This is a genomic window from Streptomyces sp. NBC_00390 (assembly GCF_036057275.1).
In the GTDB taxonomy this organism is placed as follows: Bacteria; Actinomycetota; Actinomycetes; order Streptomycetales; family Streptomycetaceae; genus Streptomyces.
Window position 1 is genome coordinate 5,130,711 of sequence record NZ_CP107945.1, and the last position, 20,326, is coordinate 5,151,036.

The 20,326-nt window shown below is 70.2% G+C and carries 20 protein-coding genes and 1 pseudogene; 14 read left to right on the forward strand and 7 right to left on the reverse strand.

What is annotated here, in order from left to right; genetic code table 11:
* The first annotated feature begins 109 nt into the window (after positions 1–109).
* From OHS70_RS22625 to OHS70_RS22650, 6 genes are all read left to right on the forward strand, one after another.
* Complete coding sequence (locus OHS70_RS22625) at positions 110–478, forward strand: STAS domain-containing protein (protein ID WP_328399863.1); 369 nt, start codon at positions 110–112, stop codon at positions 476–478.
* A gap of 168 nt (positions 479–646) precedes the next feature.
* Entirely contained in the window at positions 647–1,198 is a 552-nt protein-coding gene (locus tag OHS70_RS22630) for an ATP-binding protein (RefSeq protein ID WP_328399865.1), read from the forward strand.
* A 134-nt stretch (positions 1,199–1,332) separates the two neighbouring features.
* The gene (locus OHS70_RS22635) at positions 1,333–1,998 is read left to right on the forward strand and encodes an LPXTG cell wall anchor domain-containing protein (RefSeq protein WP_328399867.1); all 666 of its coding nucleotides are present in this window, start codon (positions 1,333–1,335) and stop codon (positions 1,996–1,998) included.
* Positions 1,999–2,001: 3 nt separating this feature from the next.
* A complete protein-coding gene (locus OHS70_RS22640) occupies positions 2,002–2,811 on the forward strand; it encodes a COG1470 family protein (protein ID WP_328399869.1) in 810 nt (269 codons plus the stop codon).
* Between the two features lie 212 nt (positions 2,812–3,023).
* A complete protein-coding gene (locus OHS70_RS22645; RefSeq protein ID WP_328405836.1) occupies positions 3,024–4,031 on the forward strand; it encodes a hypothetical protein in 1,008 nt (335 codons plus the stop codon).
* 14 nt (positions 4,032–4,045) lie between these two features.
* On the forward strand, positions 4,046–5,383 hold the full coding sequence (locus OHS70_RS22650; RefSeq protein WP_328399871.1) for a hypothetical protein: 1,338 nt from the start codon (positions 4,046–4,048) through the stop codon (positions 5,381–5,383).
* 75 nt (positions 5,384–5,458) lie between these two features.
* Here OHS70_RS22650 and OHS70_RS22655 read toward each other — a convergent pair whose 3' ends face one another.
* Positions 5,459–6,958: a peptide MFS transporter gene (locus OHS70_RS22655; RefSeq protein ID WP_328399873.1), complete on the reverse strand. Its 1,500-nt coding sequence runs from the start codon at positions 6,956–6,958 to the stop codon at positions 5,459–5,461.
* 475 nt (positions 6,959–7,433) lie between these two features.
* On the opposite strand from OHS70_RS22655, the gene OHS70_RS22660 reads away from it, so the two are divergent.
* A complete protein-coding gene (locus OHS70_RS22660) occupies positions 7,434–8,111 on the forward strand; it encodes a response regulator transcription factor (RefSeq protein ID WP_328399875.1) in 678 nt (225 codons plus the stop codon).
* 49 nt (positions 8,112–8,160) lie between these two features.
* Positions 8,161–9,429: an ATP-binding protein gene (locus OHS70_RS22665; RefSeq protein ID WP_328399877.1), complete on the forward strand. Its 1,269-nt coding sequence runs from the start codon at positions 8,161–8,163 to the stop codon at positions 9,427–9,429.
* 22 nt (positions 9,430–9,451) lie between these two features.
* Here OHS70_RS22665 and OHS70_RS22670 read toward each other — a convergent pair whose 3' ends face one another.
* Complete coding sequence (locus tag OHS70_RS22670; RefSeq protein WP_328399879.1) at positions 9,452–9,988, reverse strand: GtrA family protein; 537 nt, start codon at positions 9,986–9,988, stop codon at positions 9,452–9,454.
* 269 nt (positions 9,989–10,257) lie between these two features.
* Between OHS70_RS22670 and OHS70_RS22675 the strand changes: the two genes are divergently transcribed.
* Genes OHS70_RS22675 through OHS70_RS22685 form a run of 3 tightly spaced genes read left to right on the forward strand, consistent with a single transcriptional unit; the run spans position 10,258 to position 13,132 of the window.
* Positions 10,258–11,376, forward strand: a complete 1,119-nt coding sequence (locus OHS70_RS22675; protein WP_328405838.1) for a 5-(carboxyamino)imidazole ribonucleotide synthase — start codon at positions 10,258–10,260, stop codon at positions 11,374–11,376.
* A complete protein-coding gene (gene purE, locus OHS70_RS22680) occupies positions 11,373–11,894 on the forward strand; it encodes a 5-(carboxyamino)imidazole ribonucleotide mutase (RefSeq protein WP_328399881.1) in 522 nt (173 codons plus the stop codon). The genes OHS70_RS22675 and purE overlap by 4 nt, the downstream gene beginning before the upstream one ends.
* Before the next feature lie 32 nt (positions 11,895–11,926).
* A complete protein-coding gene (locus OHS70_RS22685; RefSeq protein ID WP_328399883.1) occupies positions 11,927–13,132 on the forward strand; it encodes a dipeptidase in 1,206 nt (401 codons plus the stop codon).
* A 152-nt stretch (positions 13,133–13,284) separates the two neighbouring features.
* Here OHS70_RS22685 and OHS70_RS22690 read toward each other — a convergent pair whose 3' ends face one another.
* A complete protein-coding gene (locus tag OHS70_RS22690; protein WP_328399885.1) occupies positions 13,285–13,647 on the reverse strand; it encodes a VOC family protein in 363 nt (120 codons plus the stop codon).
* 89 nt (positions 13,648–13,736) lie between these two features.
* Here OHS70_RS22690 and OHS70_RS22695 point away from each other — a divergent pair, with 89 nt between their 5' ends.
* The gene (locus OHS70_RS22695) at positions 13,737–14,240 is read left to right on the forward strand and encodes a CGNR zinc finger domain-containing protein (protein WP_328399887.1); all 504 of its coding nucleotides are present in this window, start codon (positions 13,737–13,739) and stop codon (positions 14,238–14,240) included.
* Positions 14,241–14,309: 69 nt separating this feature from the next.
* Here the strand turns inward: OHS70_RS22695 and OHS70_RS22700 are convergent, their stop codons facing one another.
* Together OHS70_RS22700 and OHS70_RS22705 are read right to left on the reverse strand one after the other, a co-directional pair.
* Positions 14,310–14,852, reverse strand: a complete 543-nt coding sequence (locus OHS70_RS22700) for a hypothetical protein (protein ID WP_328399889.1) — start codon at positions 14,850–14,852, stop codon at positions 14,310–14,312.
* Between the two features lie 149 nt (positions 14,853–15,001).
* Positions 15,002–16,339: a UDP-glucose dehydrogenase family protein gene (locus tag OHS70_RS22705; RefSeq protein ID WP_328399891.1), complete on the reverse strand. Its 1,338-nt coding sequence runs from the start codon at positions 16,337–16,339 to the stop codon at positions 15,002–15,004.
* A gap of 169 nt (positions 16,340–16,508) precedes the next feature.
* Here OHS70_RS22705 and OHS70_RS22710 point away from each other — a divergent pair, with 169 nt between their 5' ends.
* Positions 16,509–17,666, forward strand: coding sequence for an acyl-CoA dehydrogenase (locus tag OHS70_RS22710; RefSeq protein WP_328399893.1), 1,158 nt, complete (start codon positions 16,509–16,511; stop codon positions 17,664–17,666).
* Between the two features lie 132 nt (positions 17,667–17,798).
* Here OHS70_RS22710 and OHS70_RS39100 read toward each other — a convergent pair.
* Positions 17,799–18,176: pseudogene (locus OHS70_RS39100) on the reverse strand (GNAT family N-acetyltransferase); the annotation flags it as partial.
* Between the two features lie 26 nt (positions 18,177–18,202).
* Here OHS70_RS39100 and OHS70_RS22715 point away from each other — a divergent pair.
* A complete protein-coding gene (locus OHS70_RS22715) occupies positions 18,203–18,847 on the forward strand; it encodes a hypothetical protein (protein ID WP_328399895.1) in 645 nt (214 codons plus the stop codon).
* Between the two features lie 62 nt (positions 18,848–18,909).
* On the opposite strand, the gene OHS70_RS22720 is transcribed toward OHS70_RS22715, so the two are convergent.
* A complete protein-coding gene (locus OHS70_RS22720) occupies positions 18,910–20,196 on the reverse strand; it encodes an LCP family protein (protein WP_328399897.1) in 1,287 nt (428 codons plus the stop codon).
* Between the last annotated feature and the right edge of the window lie 130 nt (positions 20,197–20,326).

Here is a 20,326-nt window from a genome sequence, read left to right on the forward strand (position 1 = left end):
CGCGCCCTCCGGCCTGTTGGGCGTGTGACGTGCCGCACGATGAAGCGACACGGTGGACGGCGGCCGCAGGCGGTCGGCGACAGTGAACGACACGGCGAAGAGGGACGGCATGGACCGCGGGACGGTCGGCAGCACGAATCGGGGCCGGCTTCAGGTCGAGGTTCGGACCGAGGGCCGCAGCGAGGTGGTGTGCCCGGCGGGTGAGCTGGATCACCACACGGCCGAATTGCTCAGCACACCTCTGGACGATGCGATCGAACGGGGCCGGGTGCGCCTGGTCATCGACTGCTCACAGCTCGAGTTCTGCGACTCCACCGGACTCAATGTCCTGCTCGGGGCCCGGCTGAAGGCCGAGGCGGGCGGGGGAGGGGTGCACTTGGCGGGGATGCTGCCCGTGGTGGCCAGGGTGTTCGAGATCACCGGAGCGGACGCGGTCTTCACCGTGCACGACTCCCTCGAGGCGGCGCTGGCCGACTGACCGCGCCCGGCGGTCCGGAATGTGTTGTCCGCGTCACGCGTTTCGCGTGGGCGTCGAGGGTGTTGTCACGATTCAGCCGGGCAGGAGAACCCCGCAGAACGTCCACAGCCCTGCACTCTGTGTACAGAAGTCAATGGTGAACCGGTGAATCGGTGAGGTGAAGCGCTGATGAGCACCACCCGGCAGCAACCGCCGGGCGACCTCGGCCCCGAGCCGGGCGGCGCCGGGCCCGTGCCTGAAGCACCCGGCCGGCCCGGTACGCCCGCGATGCCCGCCGTGCCGCCGATGCCCCCCGCGCCACCGCTCGCGCCGGTCGGTACGCGCCGCCTCGCGCTGGGCAGCGCCAGCGGGATCGTTCCGATGGCCCGCGACTTCACCCGGCAGGCACTGTACGAGTGGGGGTGGCTGCCCGCCGCGACCGCGGACCGCAGGGCTGCCGCCGAGGACGTGCTGCTCGTCGTCTCCGAACTCGTCACCAATGCCTGCCTGCACGCCGAGGGGCCCGAGGAGCTCCGTGTCACGTGCGACGGCAAGGTGCTGCGCCTGGAGGTCGCCGACCGCGGCACGGGGCAGCCCGCACCCCGCACCCCGCACCGGGCCGGTCGGCCCGGCGGGCACGGCATGTTCATCGTCCAACGGCTCTGTCTGGACTGGGGAATTGTCCGGATCCCTGGCGCCCCCGGCAAGACGGTCTGGGCGGAGCTCGCCGCGCCCGCATAAGACGTTTTTGAAACTCTTGTGGAGCACGTCAATACGGCGTGCTCTTTGTCTTCCCTCCCCAAGGCCTCAGGCGTACCTTGAGCGCCCGATCTGATGTGTCGTCAGTCAGTAACGTGCGCACGAGGGGAAGTCGAGTGTCGTACCAGAAGCGGACAGCTCTCGCGCTGGCAGCAGCGGTGGCGGGCTCGGTGGTTCTGATGACCGCCCCCGCCGCGCATGCCACCGTCGTGGACGTCGATTACAAGTGCCGGACGCCCATCGGCCCGAAGGCCGCGGTCTCACCGATCGACATCAAGGCCGTCAAGAGCGGCAGCTCCTACAAGCTCACCATGTCCTTCCAGAAGGGCGTCTCCTCCAGCCCGGTCGAACTGGGCAAGGGGGCCATGAACCCGAGCGCGCTGATCGAACTTGGCGGTGCCGAGGGGGGCAAGGTGCCGGTCTCGGGGCCGGCCAACGCCGCGGCCATCCCGGCCAACACCCCCATCAAGATCAATGACTTGTCGGGTACGTACACCCCGAAGAAGAGCGGGAAGGTCACCTTCACGGCCGGAGTGCTGACCATCAAGGCGCTCGGTACGACCACGACCTGCACCCCCGGCAACAGCCCCGGGCCCTCGCTGGAACTGGACGTCACGGCTGCCGGCGGCAGCTCGCAGGCGTCGGCGTCCGGGGAACTCCCCAAGACCGGCCCGCTCGACTCGGCGACCGCACTCGCCACGCTGGGCGGAACGATCCTGCTGTCCGGGGCCGCGGGTGTTCTGTGGCTGACCCGGCGCAGCGGCGGCCGGATCGCGAGCTGAGCCGTGCGGGCCGCCGCCGTTGTCGTCCTGGCCGCGCTCCTGTGCGCGCTGGGCACTCCCGCGACGGCGTCCACCGGCTGGAGCGTCGACAGGGAGTACGTCTACCTGGAAGGCGCGCCCGGCACCGTGTTCGAGGACCGGTTCTCGGTGACCAACCCGGAGGCGAAACCGCTCACCCTGCGGCTGCGCCTGCCGCACCGCGCCCTGTCCACGAGCCCCTGGATCGCCCTGGCCGCCGACACCGTGACGGTCCCGGCCCGCACCCGGGCCGAGATCCCCTTCACGGTCACGGTTCCCGCGGACGCGCCGCCGGGTGACCACCCGGTCGCGATCACCGCACAGGGCGCGGGCCGGGAGGCTCCCGTACGCGTCAGCCTGCGGATCAGCGGCCCCCGCCTCGCGGCGCTCACCGTGGAGGACGTGACGTACTCGGACGGACAGATCCGCTACTCCCTGGTCAACCGCGGCAACACGACACTGGTCCCACGTCTTTCGGTCCGCGCGGACGGCGTCTTCGGCACCCTCCTGGACCGCCCTGCGCGCACGCTCCCGGTGAGTCTGCCCCCGTCGGGCCGCGTCAGCCTCACCGAGAAATGGCCCGACCCGCCGGCCCTGGACACGGTCGACATCCGTCTGGGCGTCACGGCTGCGGGCTCCGCCCATGCCGAGTCGGTGCTCTCGGCGACGTTCGTCCCGTGGCGCCTGCTGTCACCCCTGCTGCTGCTCCTGCCGGCCTGCGCCCTGTGGCTGTACACCCGCCGCGCCCGCACCCCCGCCCACCACCACCGCCGCCCGGCGAGATCAGGAGCCTGACGATGCGAGGCATCCCGCCCGTGCCCCGCGCCCATCCGTGCCGGGCCGCCGGGCCTGCCGGTCCGGCGGGTTCCGCCCGGCGTTCGCTGCCTCGTGCCGCCGATCCGGCGGACACCGGTGTCCCCGCGCCTGCCCCACCGTCCGCACGGCGCGAAGCTGTCGCGCTCGAGGTGTCGGGGCGCAGGCTCCCGCGTACCCCGGCCTCCGGGCGGATGCGGGGGCTTGCCGCCGTCGTCCTGCTCGCGCTCCTGTTCCTGCTCCTGCCGGCCGCCCAGGCTGCCGCCGCCCCCGCCGAGCCCCGACCCGACGTCAAGCTCTCCGCTCCCCAGGCCGGCAAGGGCAACACCCTCAGCGTCAGCGGCACGGGCTGGCGCTCCAAGGCTTTGCTGATGCTCCTCATCTGCGGCCGGTCCACCCCGGCCAAGGGCGTCATCGGCGGCACCAACTCCTGCGCCAACGCCGACGGCCGCGCCGTCACCACCGACGCCGACGGCGCCTTCAGCAAGAAGCTGCCGGTCGCCGAGCCGCCGGTGCCCTGCCCCTGTGTCGTGCACGTCGCCACCGTCACCGGTGAACAGGCCGCCGTGGACGCCGAGTTCGTGGTCGCGGGTCACCCCACCGCCCCTCTGCCGCAGCAGACCGGAGGCGGCCGGCTCGCCGTGCTCACCGCCACCCGCCTCCAGGGCGACTCCGGCATCCTCGTCTTCTTCGGCGCCCCGCCCTCCCGGCGGCTCGAGTTCACCGTGGGCAATCTCGGCTCCGACCCGATCGTCGACCCTGTCTTCCGGATAGGCACCGCCCACGGTGTGTTCGCCCCGCAGTGGGAGGAGCAGCAGTGGCGCGGCACGATCGCGCCCGGCCAGAAGGCACAGATCACGCTGCCCGTACAGCTCGCCTCCGGCGCCCATGGCGACTACTCGATCTCGGTGAAGTACGGCACGAAGGTGCTCGCCGAGCAGCCGTGGGGCGTGGGCCGGCCGTGGGGCGTGACGATCTTCTGGATCCTGCTCGCCGTTGTCGTACCCGCCGCCCTCTTCCGTATCGGCATGGCGATCGTCGACAAGGTCCGCCCGCCGAGCGCCCGGCACGCCCGCAGCGGACCGCGGGCCGCGGCCGGCACCGCCCGGAGGCCCGCACCCACCACCACGGCCGCGCTGCCGTGGTTCACCCCCGACTCCGCACCGTCAGAGAACCGGCCCACGACGAAGGGACATTCGTGAGTACGCAACGGAGGATGAGCGCGGCCGGGGTCGCGCTGATGCTCGGCGGCGCGGGAATCCTGCTGGCCGCAAGCCCCGCCCAGGCCGCCGAGGTCTCGTACAGGACGGAGTGCATTCCCCCGCCCATCTCCGGTCTGCCGCCCGTGCAGGGCACCACCAAGGTGCAGATCACCGCCCCCGCGGAGGCGAAGGTCGGCGACGAGATCGAGGTGGGCTGGAAGACCGTGGAAGCCGCGTCGAAGAACCCTGATGTCCTCGACCTGCAGAAGGACACGGTCAAACCGACCGGCACGGTGAAGGTGGCCGGCGCACAGACGGCCGACCTGGCGATGGACGGCCCGCGCCAGAACCCGCCGATCCCCAAGAACAGCCCGATGGTGCTGCCCGACATGAAGGGCAAGCTGAAGCTGACGGCGGCCGGAGAGATCACGCTGACCCCGGACGCGTACAACATCAACGTCTCGAAGCCGATCTCGACGGACACCAAGTGCGCGCCGAAGGAGACGGTCCCGGTCGGCGCGACGGTCAAGGTCACGGAGGGCGGGGGCGGTACGACGAGCGGCGGCACGACGAGCGGCGGTACGAGCTCCGGTGGCACTACCTCGGGCGGATCCTCCTCGGGCGGTTCGACCTCAGGGGGCACGTCCTCGGGCGGATCCACCTCGGGCGGTTCGTCCTCCGGCGGCAGCACCACCGGAGGCGGCGGAGGAGGAGGCCAGCCCGACTTCGAGGGCAAGGAGGTCGAGGTCGCCTACGCCTGCAAGACCCCCATCGGCGACAAGAACGCCGTCTCCCCGGTGAAGATCAACGCCAAGAAGAACGGCGGCAGCTACGACCTGACCGTGAAGTTCTCCAAGTCCGTCATGGACAGTCCGGCCGACATCCCGGCGGACTCCGTCAAGCCGTCCATGGAGGTCAAGCTCGGCGGCGCCGACAAGGGCTTCGTCCATGTCGAGGGCCCCACGAACAAGGAGCCCATCAAATCCGGCGATCCGATCGAGATCCCCGATCTGACGGGCACGTACAAGCCCGGCGCCACCGGAAAGGCGACGCTCAGCCCGGGCGTCCTGACGGTCAAGGCACTCGGCACGACGACGACCTGTACCCCGCCCGCCGATGTCGCGGTCTCGCTGGAGCTCGACACCGCGGCCCAGCCGGGCGGCGCGTCCGGCGGCGGTTCCACCGCAGGCGGATCGACCGGCTCGGGCGGTACGGCCACCAGCGGCGGCCTCGCCCAGACCGGCGCCGAGGACACCGGCGCCCTGCGCGCCCTCGCCCTGGTCGCCGGCACGGTGATCCTGCTCGGCGGCGCGGTGTTCACCTTCACGCCGTGGCAGCGGCTGCGGCGCTGACGCGGGCCGCAGGAAACGGCGGAGGGCCGCCGCACCGGATCCGGTGCGGCGGCCCTCACGACCGTACGGACGTGCTCAGTGCACGCCGCCCATGAGCGGCTGGACCTTCTTGCGGTACATGAAGATCGCGATACCGGCGACGGCGGCGAGCGCACCCAGGCTGGCGAACCAGCCCTGTGTGTCGGTCGGGGCGCCGAGCAGCTGCAGCAGGGCGACGACCGAGTTGCCGGCGGTCACGGCGAGGAACCAGACACCCATCATCTGGGAGGCGTACTTCTGCGGCGCCAGCTTGGTGGTCAGCGACAGGCCGACCGGGGAGAGCGTCAGCTCACCGATGGTCTGCATGAAGTACACCGTGACCAGCCACATCGGGGTCACCTTGGCGTCGCCCGCGGCCACCCCCTGCGCCAGCATCATCACGCCGAAGGAGGCGCCGATGAGCACCAGGCCGAAGGCGAACTTGCTGAGCGTGCTGGGCTCCTTGGAGCGCTTCGCCAGTGCCACCCACGCCCAGGCGAAGACCGGGGCGAGAGCCATCACGAACAGCGGGTTCAGCGACTGGTACCAGCTCTCGGGGAAGGAGAAGCCGAACAGCGTGGACTGGGTGTCGTTCTTGGCGAACAGCGACAGGGTCGAGCCGGACTGGTCGTAGATCGCCCAGAACGCGGCGGCGGCCACGAAGAACCACACGTATGCGGACATGCGGCTGCGCTCGACGTCCTCGAGGTCCTTGTCCCGCTTCACGCGGATCAGGTACCAGGCCGGCAGCGCCAGGCCCAGGATGGTCAGCGGCCACAGCACCCAGTCGATGGTGAAGACACCGGCCATGCCGATGACGCCGTACGCGCCCGCGGCGACGGCCAGCCAGATCAGGGCCTTCTTGATCATGGCCGCACGCCCGGCGGCGTCCAGCGGGGCCGGGACGCGGTTCGACTCGGGGGACAGGTTGCGGAACCCGAGGAAGTAGAAGAGCAGACCGATGGCCATGCCGACACCGGCCATGGCGAAGCCGAGGTGCCAGCTCACCCACTGGCCGACCGCGCCGATGGTCAGCGGAGCGACGAAGGCACCGAGGTTGATGCCCATGTAGAAGATCGTGAAGCCACCGTCACGGCGGGGGTCGTTCCTGTCCGGGTACAGGTGGCCGACCATCGTGGAGATGTTGGCCTTGAGGACACCGGAACCGACCGCGATGAACGCCAGGCCGATGAAGAACGAGATCTGCGCCGGGACGGCCAGCAGGAAGTGGCCGGCCATGATGATGACGCCGGCCACCGCGACGGCGTTACGGGCGCCCCAGACGCGGTCACCGAGCCAGCCGCCGGGAAGGGCGAGCAGGTAGACCATCGCGTTGTAGACGGAGTAGATCGCGACCGCGGTCGCGTCGTTCATGCCGAGCCCACCGTCGGCCACCTCGGCGGACAGGTAGAGCACGAGCAGGGCGCGCATGCCGTAGAAGCTGTACCGCTCCCACATCTCGGTCATGAAGAGGTTGGCCAGGCCGCGGGGGTGGCCGAGGAACGTCTTCTCGTAGCCGGGGGTACCGGCCGAGACGCTCGTCAGGCTGGACGCCATGTCGATCCTTGCTTGCTCGGGACGCGGCGCTTCGTGAGCGGTACGCGCCCGGTGGGGGGAGGCCGGCACCGGCGTCGGACCGGCCCCGACCTCACGCCCAGAGGGTTTGCTCCGCTCGTGGCAGAGACACGGGACAGTCCGCACCGGGATCCACGCCCCGTCCGCACCTTCGCGTTCGGGGCCCGGCCCACAGGTCGTTCACTTCTCGCCGGCGACAGGGTTGGTGGCCCAACCTTGCGCAGGAATAGGGACCTTTGATGCGCAGGGCGCGCCAAAGGTCCCGGAAAACTACATCAGGCGTCTCGCCACCATACGACACGACACAGTGGCATATGGAAGGGTTTGAGATGTGAATCACAGGTGATCATGGAACCAGGGTCGCTGGTTCGAAGGTCTCCACCAGGATCGCATCACATACCCGCAGGGCTTGTCGATCACGCTCCGACCGCTGCGTCATGCGGACTACCATCACCCCATGACCCGTGTACTGCTCGCCGAGGACGACGCTTCCATCTCGGAGCCGCTGGCCCGCGCACTGCGTCGGGAGGGTTACGAGGTCGAGGTGCGCGAGGACGGTCCGACCGCGCTGGACGCCGGACTCGCGGGCGGCGTCGATCTCGTCGTACTCGACCTCGGGCTGCCCGGTATGGACGGTCTCGAGGTCGCCCGGCGGCTGCGTGCCGAAGGCCACACGATCCCGATCCTGGTGCTGACCGCACGCGCCGACGAGGTGGACACGGTGGTCGGCCTGGACGCCGGCGCCGACGACTACGTCACCAAGCCGTTCCGGCTCGCCGAACTGCTCGCCCGGGTCCGGGCGCTGCTGCGCCGCGGCGCCACCGAGCCGGCGCCCGCGCCCGCCACGCACGGCGTGCGCATCGACGTCGAGTCGCACCGCGCCTGGATGGGCGACGAGGAGCTGCAACTGACGGCGAAGGAGTTCGATCTGCTGCGCGTCCTGGTCCGGGACGCGGGCCGGGTCGTCACCCGCGACCAGCTGATGCGCGAGGTCTGGGACACCACCTGGTGGTCGTCCACGAAGACCCTCGACATGCACATCTCCTGGCTGCGCAAGAAGCTCGGCGACGACGCCGCGAACCCCCGCTTCATCGCGACGGTGCGCGGCGTCGGCTTCCGCTTCGAGAAGAGCTGAGGGGACACGGGGAGTCCCCGTCCCCTGCTGAACCCGCCCGGAGGGCACCGTGCGCCGCCGCCTGATCAATTCCACGCTGGCCGTGGTGCTCGTCGTCATCGCCGTGTTCGGGGTCTCCCTCGTGCTCGTCGAGACCCGCACCATCAGCAACAGCGCCCAAGAGAGCGTCGACTCCGAGGCCCTGCGCCTGGTCAGCATCGTCGACGGCAGGCTGATCGGCCGTGAGCCGGTCAACCCGGGCATCCTCGCCGAGCAGAGCGGCGCCAAGCGCTACGCCCTGGTCCGCATTCCCGGACGCGGTCCCATCGAGATCGGCGAACGGCCCACCGGCAGCGTCATCCGCGGCCACGCCGAGAGCCGGCGCGGCACGGCGGTCACGGTCGAGGAGTCCCGTTCCGCGGTGACCAGCGAGGTCGGCCGGAGCCTGCTGATCATCGGCGCGGTCGCGCTGCTCGCGGTGATCGCCGCGGTGCTGCTCGCCGTACGCCAGGCCAACCGGCTCGCCTCCCCGCTCACCGACCTCGCCGAGACCGCCGAACGTCTCGGCTCGGGCGACCCCCGTCCGCGCCACCGCCGCTACGGCGTCCCCGAGCTGGACCGGGTGGCGGACGTGCTGGACGCCAGCGCCGAGCGGATCGCCCGGATGCTCACCGCCGAGCGCAGGCTCGCCGCGGACGCCTCCCATCAGCTGCGTACGCCGCTGACCGCACTGTCCATGCGGCTGGAGGAGATCACCGTCGCCGGTGAACTGTCGACGGTGAAGGAGGAGGCGAGCATCGCACTGACCCAGGTGGAGAGGCTCACGGACGTGGTGCAGCGCCTGCTCACCAATGCGCGCGACCCGCGCACCGGCTCGGCCGTCGTCTTCGACCTCGACGAGGTGGTCAAGCAGCAGCTGGAGGAGTGGCGCCCCGCCTACCGCAGCGCGGGCCGGGCCATCGTCCACTCGGGCCGCCGGGGCATGCAGGCGGTCGGCACCCCCGGCGCGGTCGCCCAGGTGCTGGCGGCCCTGATCGAGAACTCGCTGATGCACGGTGGCGGCACCGTCGCCGTACGGACCCGGGTCACCGGGAACCAGGCCGTCGTCGAGGTGACCGACGAAGGGCCCGGCGTACCGGCGGACCTGGGGGCGCGGATCTTCGAGCGGGCCATCAGCGGGCGCAACTCCACAGGCATCGGGCTCGCCGTGGCGCGTGATCTCGCGGAGGCGGACGGCGGCCGGCTGGAACTGCTCCAGCAGCACCCGCCGGTCTTCGCGCTCTTCCTCAGCAGGGTGGCACGCAAGCCCAAGGACCCCCCGCGGCCAACGGTCAGATGACCGGAGCGGCCGGGGCCCCAGGTCAGCGGCCGACCCGGTCGCGCCGTGCCTGAGGGCGTATCTCCGGCGCCTCGGACTCCGCGTTCTCGAGGAAGGATTCGGCGGTCTGCACCGCCTCCCGGGCGGGCAGCGCCCGGAACACCCAGGTGCGGTAGGACCAGAACCGGAACAGTGTGGCGATCCCGATGCCGAGGAACTTGAAGACGTTGCTCTGCAGCCGGCTGTCCCAGCCGAAGCCGTAGGTCGCCGCGTACAGGATGCCGTTCTCGATCACCAGACCGACCACGCTGAACAGCAGGAAGAGCGTCAGCTCCCGGGTGCGCCCGGACTTGTCGCGGTCACGGTAGGTGAAGTACCGGAACCCCACGTAGTTGAAAGCGATCGCGACGACGGTGGCCAGGACGGACGCCCGGACGACCGGGATCTCGGTGGTGTGCCGTACGAGGTTGAAGACCCCGAGGTTCACCAGCAGTCCCGCGCCGCCGACCGCCCCGAACTTGGCGACCTCGCGCATGAGCTGCCGCAGCTGCTGCCGCAGGCCTCCGCCTCGTCCACTCATCGTGAGAGTCCAGCCCATTCAGTTCGGCATCGCCGACGCGGGCGCGTCAACGCGGATGGTTTCGACGCAGTCATGCTAACCAGCAGCCTCTGGCGCTGCCTGTGGGTCTTGGGAACGCTGTGGCGAGAGTGACACGACTGTGAAGGCCCGGCGACGCAGCGGCGTCGGACGCCGGAGGAGGCGGGTGGTCGTCACGCTCCGGAAGCAGGGGCGGCGGGGCCCCGCACGGCGGCGGATACCCTAGGACCGTGACGTTCCCGGTAGTCGGCATGGTCGGCGGCGGTCAGCTTGCCCGCATGACCCACGAGGCGGGCATCCCCCTCGGCCTGAAATTCAAGCTCCTCAGTGACACCCCCCAGGACTCGGCGGCCCAGGTGGTGAGCGATGTCGTCATCGGCGACTACCGCGACCTGGACACGCTGCGTGAGTTCGCGCGCGGCTGTGACGTGATCACTTTCGATCATGAGCATGTCCCCTACGAGCACCTGCGGGCCCTCGAGGCGGACGGCATCGCAGTCCGGCCGGGGCCGGACGCCCTGGTGCACGCCCAGAACAAGGGCGTGATGCGCGCCAAGCTCATGGAGATCGGGGTGCCCTGTCCGCGCCACCGCATCGTGGCCGACCCGGCCGACGTCTCGGCGTTCGCCGAGGAGATGGGGGGCTTCCCCGTCATCCTCAAGACGGTGCAGGGAGGCTACGACGGCAAGGGCGTCTGGTTCGTGCGCACCGAAGCCGATGCCGAGGCCCCCTTCAAGGCCGGGGTGCCCGTGCTCGCCGAGGAGAAGGTCGACTTCACCCGCGAGCTGGCGGCCAACATCGTCCGCTCCCCGCACGGCCAGGCTGTCGCCTACCCGGTCGTCGAGTCGCAGCAGGTCGACGGTGTCTGCGACACCGTGATCGCGCCCGCGCCCGGCCTGGACGGGGAGCTGGCAGGCCGGGCCCAGGAGCTCGCCCTGCGGATCGCCAAGGAGCTCGGCGTCGTCGGCCATCTCGCGGTCGAGCTCTTCGAGACGGCCGACGGCCGCATCCTGGTCAACGAACTCGCCATGCGCCCGCACAACTCCGGGCACTGGACCCAGGACGGCGCGGTCACTTCGCAGTTCGCCAACCATGTCCGTGCCGTGCTCGACCTGCCGCTGGGCGATCCGCGCCCGCGTGCCAGGTGGACCGTCATGTGCAATGTGCTGGGCGGCGACTACCCCGACATGTACGGGGCCTACTTGCACTGCATGGCCCGCGACCCGCAGCTCAAGATCCATATGTATGGCAAGGACGTGAAGCCCGGCCGCAAGGTGGGCCATGTCAACACTTACGGCGACGACCTGGACGACGTGCTCGAGCGCGCCCGCCACGCCGCCGGCTATCTGCGAGGAACGATCACAGAATGAGCCCTGTCGTTGGCATTGTCATGGGGTCCGACTCCGACTGGCCGGTCATGGAGGCCGCGGCCCAGGCACTCGACGAGTTCGAGATCGCCTACGAGGTCGACGTCGTCTCCGCGCACCGCATGCCGCGCGAGATGGTCGCGTACGGCGAGGAGGCGGCCGGCCGCGGGCTCAAGGCGATCATTGCCGGCGCCGGGGGAGCGGCCCATCTCCCGGGCATGCTCGCCTCCGTCACCCCGCTCCCGGTCATCGGCGTCCCGGTGCCGCTGAAGTACCTGGACGGCATGGACTCGCTGCTGTCCATCGTGCAGATGCCGGCGGGTGTGCCCGTCGCCACGGTCTCGGTCGGCGGCGCCCGCAACGCCGGCCTGCTCGCCGCCCGCATCCTCGCCACGCAGGATGCGGAACTCCTCGGCCGGATGCGGGAGTTCCAGCAGGAGCTGAACGACCAGGCGACCGAGAAGGGCAAGCGGCTGCGGGCCAAGGTCGCCGGTGCGGAGTCCTTCGGCTTCGCGAAGTGACTTCCGGAAAGTTTTTCGGGAAGAACCTGCCAATGGAATCCCCCACGGACCACCTCAGCCGTGCGCGCGAGCTCCTCGCCGCGTACCCCGTCGTCGACGGCCACAACGACCTGCCCTGGGCCCTGCGCGAGCGTGTCCGCTACGACCTGGACCGGATGGACATCGCGGGTGACCAGACCGGCCGTCTGCACACCGACATCCCGCGGCTGCGCGCCGGCGGAGTCGGCGCCCAGTTCTGGTCGGTGTACGTCCGCAGCGACATGGCGGGCGACGAAGCGGTCAGCGCGACCCTCGAGCAGATCGACGTCGTCCGGCAGCTGATCACCCGCCACCCCGGGGACCTCGCCGGTGCGCTGACCGCCGACGACATGGAAAAGGCCCGTTCCGAGGGCCGGATCGCCTCGCTGATGGGCGCCGAGGGCGGCCACTCCATCAACAACTCGCTGGGCACCCTGCGCGCCCTGTACGCCCTGGGCGTGCGCTATATGACGCTCACGCACAACGACAACATCGCCTGGGCCGATTCGGCGACCGACGAGCCGGGCGTCGGTGGTCTGTCGGCGTTCGGCCACGAGGTCGTACGCGAGATGAACCGCACCGGCATGCTCGTCGATCTCTCGCACGTCGCCACGACGACGATGCGCGACGCGCTCGCGACCTCGGTCGCACCGGTCGTCTTCTCGCACTCCTCGTCCCGGGCGATCTGCGACCACCCGCGCAACGTCCCCGACGACGTGCTGGCGCAGCTCCCGGCCAACGGCGGCGTCGCGATGGCCACATTCGTACCGAAGTTCATCCTGCCCGCGGCGGTCGAGTGGACGCGGGCGGCGGACGAGAACATGCGCGCGCACGGGCTGCACCACCTGGACACCACACCGCAGGCGATGAGGATCCACGAGGCGTTCGAGGCGGCGCATCCGCGTCCGGTCGCGACGGCGGCGACGGTCGCCGACCACCTGGACCACATGCGCGAGGTCGCCGGCATCGACCACGTCGGCATCGGCGGCGACTTCGACGGCACGGCGTTCACCCCGTCGGGCCTCGACGACGTCGCGGGTTACCCGAACCTGATCGCTGAACTCCTCGCCCGTGGCTGGTCGAACGCCGACCTCGCGAAGCTGACGTGGCACAACGCGGTCCGGGTGCTGGGCGCCGCGGAGGACGTCGCGGCGGACCTGCGCACCCGCCGGGGCCCGTCGAACGCGACGATCGACCAGCTGGACGGCGTGGGCGCCTGACAGGCGGCGGCGCGCGACGCCGCCGTGCCGGGACCGTGTACGCCACACGCGCCACGCCCCCTCGGCCCGCCGGTCGCGGGCCGAGGGGGCGTGGTGCGAAGCTGCCGCTCCGGCGATGCTCGGGCGGCAGTCCCCCGAGGGCGCCCGAGGGATCAGTCCGCGCAGAGGCAGAAGGGATGCCCCGCGGGGTCCGCGTACACCCGCCAGCTGCGGGACGTGTCGGCCGCGTCCAGCACCGTCGCGCCGAGCGCCAGCACCTGCACCTCAGCGGCGTCCAGGTCCTCCACCGTCAGATCCAGATGGAACTGCTGCGAGTCCTGTGCGGACGGCCACTTCGGCGGTACGTGACCGGGCGAGACCTGGAAGGCGAGCGGGGTGCCCGGGACGCCGGTCAGGCCGACCCAGCCGTCGCCGTCGTCCACGATCTGCCCGCCCAGCACCTCGGCGTAGAAGCGCCCGAGCGCGACGGGGTCGGGACAGTCCAGTACGACGCTGCCCAACGTGGCGATGCCCATGATGTCCTCCTCGGATGTGCGTTACCCATAGCTGCTGTCATCAGGTAACGGTTACCTCATACTCCCCCTTAGGAGGTAACGTCGCAAGCATGAATGACAGGCCGCCCGCACCCGGCGGCCTCGCACTGGTCGAGGCCCTGGTGAACACGCTGGACATCGAGACGGGCGCGGACCGGCTCGACACGGCGGACGGCCGTGCCCCGTTCGGCCTCACGGAGGACGATGTGCCCGCCGCCCGCGAACTCCGCGAGGCGCTGCGCGGCGCATGCCTGGCCCACGCGGGGCACGGCTCGGCCGCCTCGCTGGACGGGCTCCTCGCCGGCGCGCCCCTGCGCGTCGCGATCACGGCGGACGGCGGGGCCGCGTTGCGCCCCCTGGGTCCGCCCACCCTTGTCTCCCGCGTCGCCGAGGCCATCGCGGTGGCGACGGCCGACGGCACCTGGACCCGCCTGAAGGCGTGCGAGGAACAGACCTGCCGGTGGGCGTACTACGACCGCAGCCCGGCCGCGCGGAGCCGCTGGTGCTCGATGTCGGTCTGCGGCGCCCGCGCCAAGATGCGCACCTATCGCGCGCGCCGGTCGCGGACCGCCTGACCGGACGCAGCCGTGCCCCCGGCGCAGGTGCGGCCGGGGGCACGGAGAAACGGCGGGATCGCGGTGGGATCAGACCGTCGGAGAAGCGGTGAACAGGTACGTCTTGTAGCCGGCCCCGTCGTTCGCCCACTCGAGCTTCAGCTCGGCGTCGCCCAGTCCCCTGGCCGACCCGACGCGGTAGCTGATCGTCCCGGTCGTGTACGAGCCGTTGTAGTTGGCGTTGCCGTCGCTGTTCTCCAGCTTGCTCTCGATGCCGTAGAAGTCGGTCTTCTTGAGCACGGGGTCCGTGCCGGAGACCGACTTCTTCACCTGCTGCCGCAGGTAGGCGGCGTTGAATATCGAGGTGTCGTCGACCTGGCCGTACAGCGGTCCGTCCCAGGAGACCTTGGAGTAGCTGTAGACGGTGGACCCCGAACGGGCCGCGCAGACCGTCACCTTGACGTCCCAGTTGTCGGCCCACGGGCCGTCGTACGCCGGGTCGTCGATGCTCTTCGAGCTGGTGTTGCACTTGTAGCTGAGCGCCGACGCGGGGCCGGCGGTCGCCAGTACGGTGCCCGCGAGAGCGGTCGCGGTGAGCAGTGCGGTGACGGCCGTACGGTTGAGCTTGGTCACGCAGGAACCTCCGTTTAGTGGTGCGTGATCTTCCTGTCCTGCTTAGGACAGCCGCTCGACCCGTTCCGGTTGCGGGAACTGACGTCCCATCAGTGTGATCACTGCCACGTCGGCTCGGCGGCCGGGGGAGCCGCGCCGACCGCCCTGCGTCAGGCCCGCGGGCGCCCCATCGCCCGGTAGGTCCAGCCCGCCTCGCGCCACGCCTCCGCGTCCAGCGCATTGCGGCCGTCCAGGATGATCCGCGACGACGTCTCCGCGCCCAGTTCCGCCGGGTCCAGCTCGCGGAACTCGCGCCACTCCGTCAGATGCAGCACCACGTCCGCGCCGCGCACCGCCTCCAGTGCCGAGTCCGCATAGCCCAGCGTCGGGAAGAGCCGGCGCGCGTTGGCCATGCCCTTGGGGTCGTACACGGTCACCTGGCCGCCCTGGAGATGGATCTGCCCGGCCACGTTCAGCGCCGGCGAGTCCCGCACATCGTCCGAATCCGGCTTGAAGGTCGCACCCAGCACGGCCACCCGCTTGCCCAGGAAGGAATCGCCGCCGACCGCGTCACGCGCCAGCTCCACCATGTGCCCGCGGCGGCGCATGTTGATCGAGTCGACCTCACGCAGGAAGGTCAGCGCCTGATCCGCGCCGAGCTCGCCCGCCCGCGCCATGAAGGCCCGGATGTCCTTCGGCAGACAGCCGCCGCCGAAGCCGATCCCGGCGCGCAGGAACTTCTTCCCGATGCGCTCGTCGTAGCCGATCGCCTCCGCCAGCTTCACGACGTCGCCGCCGGCCGCCTCGCACACCTCCGCCATCGCATTGATGAAGGAAATCTTGGTCGCGAGGAAAGAATTCGCGGAGGTCTTCACCAGTTCCGCCGTCGGGAAGTCCGTCACCACGAAGGGCGACCCTTCGGCGACCGGCGTCGCGTAGACCTCGCGCATCAGTTTCTCGGCGCGCTCGCTCTCCAGGCCCACGACGATCCGGTCCGGGTGCAGGGTGTCCTGCACGGCGAAGCCCTCGCGCAGGAATTCCGGGTTCCAGGCCAGCTCGACCCCGACGGGCGCCTGCTCGGCCAGCAGCCGGGCCAGCCGGTCCGCCGATCCCACCGGCACCGTCGACTTGCCGACCACCAGCGCGCCGTCCTTGAGCTGCGGTGCGAGCGAGGCGAACGCGGCGTCGACGTACGACATGTCGCACGCGTACTCGCCGTGCTTCTGCGGAGTGTTCACACACACGAAGTGGACGTCGCCGAATTCCCCGACCTCCTCCCAGGAGGTCGTGAACCGCAGCCGCCCGCTGGACCCCTCGATGCCGGCGACATGCTTCGCGAGCAGTTCCTCGAGCCCGGGCTCGTACATCGGCACCCGCCCCGCCGCGAGCATCTCGATCTTCTCGGGCACGACATCGAGGCCGAGCACCTCGAACCCGAGCTCCGCCATGGCCGCGGCATGTGTGGCGCCGAGATAGCCGGTGCCGATCACGGTGATCTTGAGGGCCATGGAAATGCTCCTGGGGGTACGGATGGGGACAGCGGGCCTGAGCATAGTCGGACCGGGGCGCGGGCAATTTTCCGCTGTCAGCAAGCTCACGTATGCCTTGTTGCGGCGAGCGGACTAAAATTTGAGTTACTTAACGGTAGTTAGCAGCAGCTCAGGGGAGTGAGAGATCTTGGCGGGAACGCCTGACTTCGACCTGTACCGCCCGTCCGAGGAGCACGACATGCTCCGAGAGACCGTTCGCTCTCTCGCCGAGGCGAAGATCGCACCCTTTGCCACGCAGGTGGACGAGGAGGCCCGCTTCCCGCAGGAGGCCCTGGACGCCCTGGTCGCCGCCGACCTGCAGGCCGTCCACGTCCCGGAGGAGTACGGCGGCGCCGGCGCCGACGCACTCGCCACGGTCATCGTGATCGAGGAAGTGGCCCGCGTCTGCGCGTCCTCGTCCCTGATCCCGGCCGTGAACAAGCTGGGCTCGCTGCCGGTGATCCTGTCCGGCTCCGAGGAGCTGAAGAAGAAGTACCTGAGCCCGCTGGCCAAGGGCGACGCGATGTTCTCGTACTGCCTCTCCGAGCCGGACGCCGGTTCGGACGCGGCGGGCATGAAGACCAAGGCCGTCCGCGACGGCGACTTCTGGGTGCTCAACGGCGTGAAGCGCTGGATCACCAACGCCGGCGTCTCCGAGTTCTACACGGTGATGGCCGTGACCGACCCTTCGAAGCGCTCCAAGGGCATCTCGGCCTTCGTCGTCGAGAAGGACGACGAGGGTGTCTCCTTCGGCGCCCCGGAGAAGAAGCTCGGCATCAAGGGCTCCCCGACCCGCGAGGTCTACCTCGACAACGTCCGCATCCCCGCCGACCGCATGATCGGCGAGGAGGGCACCGGCTTCGCCACGGCGATGAAGACCCTGGACCACACCCGCATCACGATCGCGGCCCAGGCCCTCGGCATCGCCCAGGGCGCCCTCGACTACGCCAAGGGCTATGTCCAGGAGCGCAAGCAGTTCGGCAAGCCGATCGCGGACTTCCAGGGCATCCAGTTCATGCTCGCCGACATGGCGATGAAGCTGGAGGCAGCCCGCCAGCTGACCTACGCGGCAGCCGCCAAGTCCGAGCGCGTCGACGCCGACCTCACCTTCTTCGGCGCCGCGGCCAAGTGCTACGCCTCGGACGTCGCGATGGACGTCACCACGGACGCGGTCCAGCTGCTCGGCGGCTACGGCTACACCCGCGACTACCCGGTCGAGCGCATGATGCGCGATGCCAAGATCACGCAGATCTACGAAGGCACGAACCAGGTCCAGCGCATCGTCATGGCGAGGAACCTGCCGTAGAGCCTTTGCCGCAGGCCGCTTCGGCGGTCCGCACGAACACCACGGCCCCGGCGTCATGCCGGGGCCGTGGTGTTCGTGCGGCCGGTGCAGGAAGAGGTCCAGCTCGTCGCCGCCCCGAAGGGTGAATCCCAGACGGGCGTAGAGCCGCTGGGCCGGCAGATTGGTTCGGGCGACGTTCAGGGAGAGCGCGCGGGTCAGCACCTCGGTCGCCGCTCCGCGTCGCCGGTACTCCGGGGCGATCGCGAGGTCGACCACACGGCGGGAGCCGTCGGCCTGTGGCCGCGAGAGCCGGATGCGGCCGGCCGGAGCGCCGTCGACCTCGATGATCTCCAGTCGGCCCGGCGGCCAACGCTGCCGCCCGGCGGAACTGGCCGCGCACGCCCCGACACCGGGGTGGCCGCGTGCCCGTGTCAGGGCGGCCCCACAACACTCGGACGCATGGGCGGCCCCAAACGGAACGAGTGCTACCGGTGTGGTTAGGCTGCGCTGCCGCATGGCGGCAGTCATCATCAGCACGCAGGTGGGGTGGAAACACGATGCTCGAGAACCGTCAGATATCAGGGATGCTCCGGCAGATCGCACGCCAGGACGTCATCGAACTCGGACCTGAGATGTCCCGCGCACGGATCGCCGCCCTGGCCCATGTCGCCGAGCACTACGGCTTCGAGTACGCGGACGCGCACCGGACCGGGCAGAACAAGAACCTCATCGAGGTCCAGATGTACCGCGACCCGCGCCCGGAGGCCCGTGCGCGCGAGGCCGCCACCATCGCGGCGTACACGCAGGCCGGCAACGGCGGCGCGGTGCCCGGCATGCGGCAGGGAACCCTGAAGCCCCTCCCCGAGGCTCAGGAGGCCGTGACGCAGCTGGGGGACCGGATCGCGTTCGACCTCATGGGGAACGCCGCGAGCAAGCGCCAGATGCTGCTCCCCTGGATCTGCGTCGCGGTTCTCGTGATCACGCTGCTCGTGTGCGGCATGTACATCGGTGCCGTGGCCGGCGGCGCCGCACTCGCGGCCTTCCTGATCGGCGGAGTCAAGATCGGTGAGATCCGCAGGCAGCGGATCGCGCAGCGGCTGACGGACGCCGGATTCGTCGCCGTACAGGACGAGCACGGCAGGCAGCGCCTCCTGCGCCCCGGGCAGCAACTGCCCGGTCACGCCAATCCGTTCGCGGGCTGAGTCCGGCAGAGCGAAGGCCCCGCCGGACGGATCCGGCGGGGCCTTCGCTGCTGCGAGCGGTGTCAGCGGTCGGAGGTGACCGTGACCTTCTCGTCGTTCTTCAGCTGCTCCACGAGCTGCTTCACCTTGGCCTGGTCCCAGACCAGGTTGCCGCCCCGGCTGCCGGATATCGGCATGTTCATCGACTTGCCGTCGCCGCCGGTGACGCCCTTCATCGCGAAGAACATCCGGCCCAGGTCCCACAGGCCCATGTCCTTGTCGACGACGACGGTGTCCAGGCCCGCGCCCATGGTCGGGTAGAGCTTGAACGGGTTGAGAACCGTGCTCGGCGTAGCGGTCTGGTTGGCCAGGGCCGCGAGGAACTTCTGCTGGTTCTTCGTGCGGTCCAGGTCGCCGCCGTCCAGGCCGTACCGCTGGCGCACGAAGGCCAGGGCCTGCTCGCCGTTCATGGTGTGCGTGCCCGGCTCGAAGTCGGCTCCGGACTTCTTGTCCTTCATGGTCTTCTCGACCTTGATCTCGACACCGCCGACCGAATCCACGATCTTCGCGAAGCCGCCGAAGCCGATCTCCGCGTAATGGTCGATCCTCAGGCCGGTGTTGTGCTCGACGGTACGCACCAGGAGTTCGGGACCGTCCTCGGCGTACGCGGCGTTCAGCTTCACGCGCCGGCCGGTGTTCGGAAAGAGCTTGCCGGACTCGGAGCCCTTGAACGACGGGATCTCCACGTCCGAGTCGCGCGGCAACGAGATCATCGTGTTGCCGTTGGAGCCGACGTGCAGAATCATCATCGAGTCGGTCCGCTTGCCCTCGGCCGAGCCGGTGTGGAGCTTCTTCTTCTCCTCCGCCGACATGCCCTCACGGCTGTCCGAGCCCACGATCAGGTAGTTGGTGCCCTCGCCCTCGCCCGGCCGCTCGATGACCTTGGAGAGATCGACCTCACGCTTGAGCTTGGAGTCGGCCCAGAAGTATGTGCCGATGGTCACAGCGAGCAGTGCCACGACCAGGGTCAGCGAACCGACCTTGAGCCGACGCCGCCAGTCCGGGGCCGGCCGGCCGCCCTGCGGCGGGTAGCCCCCCTGCCGGGGGATGGTGCCGTTGCCGCCGCCACCGCCCTGTCCGTAGACCTGGCCCGTGTTGTAGCCGCTGTCGTAACCGGGCTCGGCATAGCCCTCGTCGTAGCCGCGCGACTGCTGCGGGGGAACGCCGCTGTGCTGCGGCGCGCCCGGTCGCTGGACATGGCGCATCACGCGGGCGCCCTCAGGGCCGCCGGCGCTGCCACGACCGTAGCCGCGTCCGCGTCCGTTGCCGTTGCCGTTGCCGCCGGTCCATCCATCGGGCCAATCGTTCATGTCGAACAGTGTGCAGGGACTGCCGCGAGCGAGACAGGGCGGGTAGTAAATCGGACCGGTGCTGTTGCCAAGCTGATGCATTGCATGCGACGGGTCACCGAATCTGCACACCGTCCGACCAGGCATATGG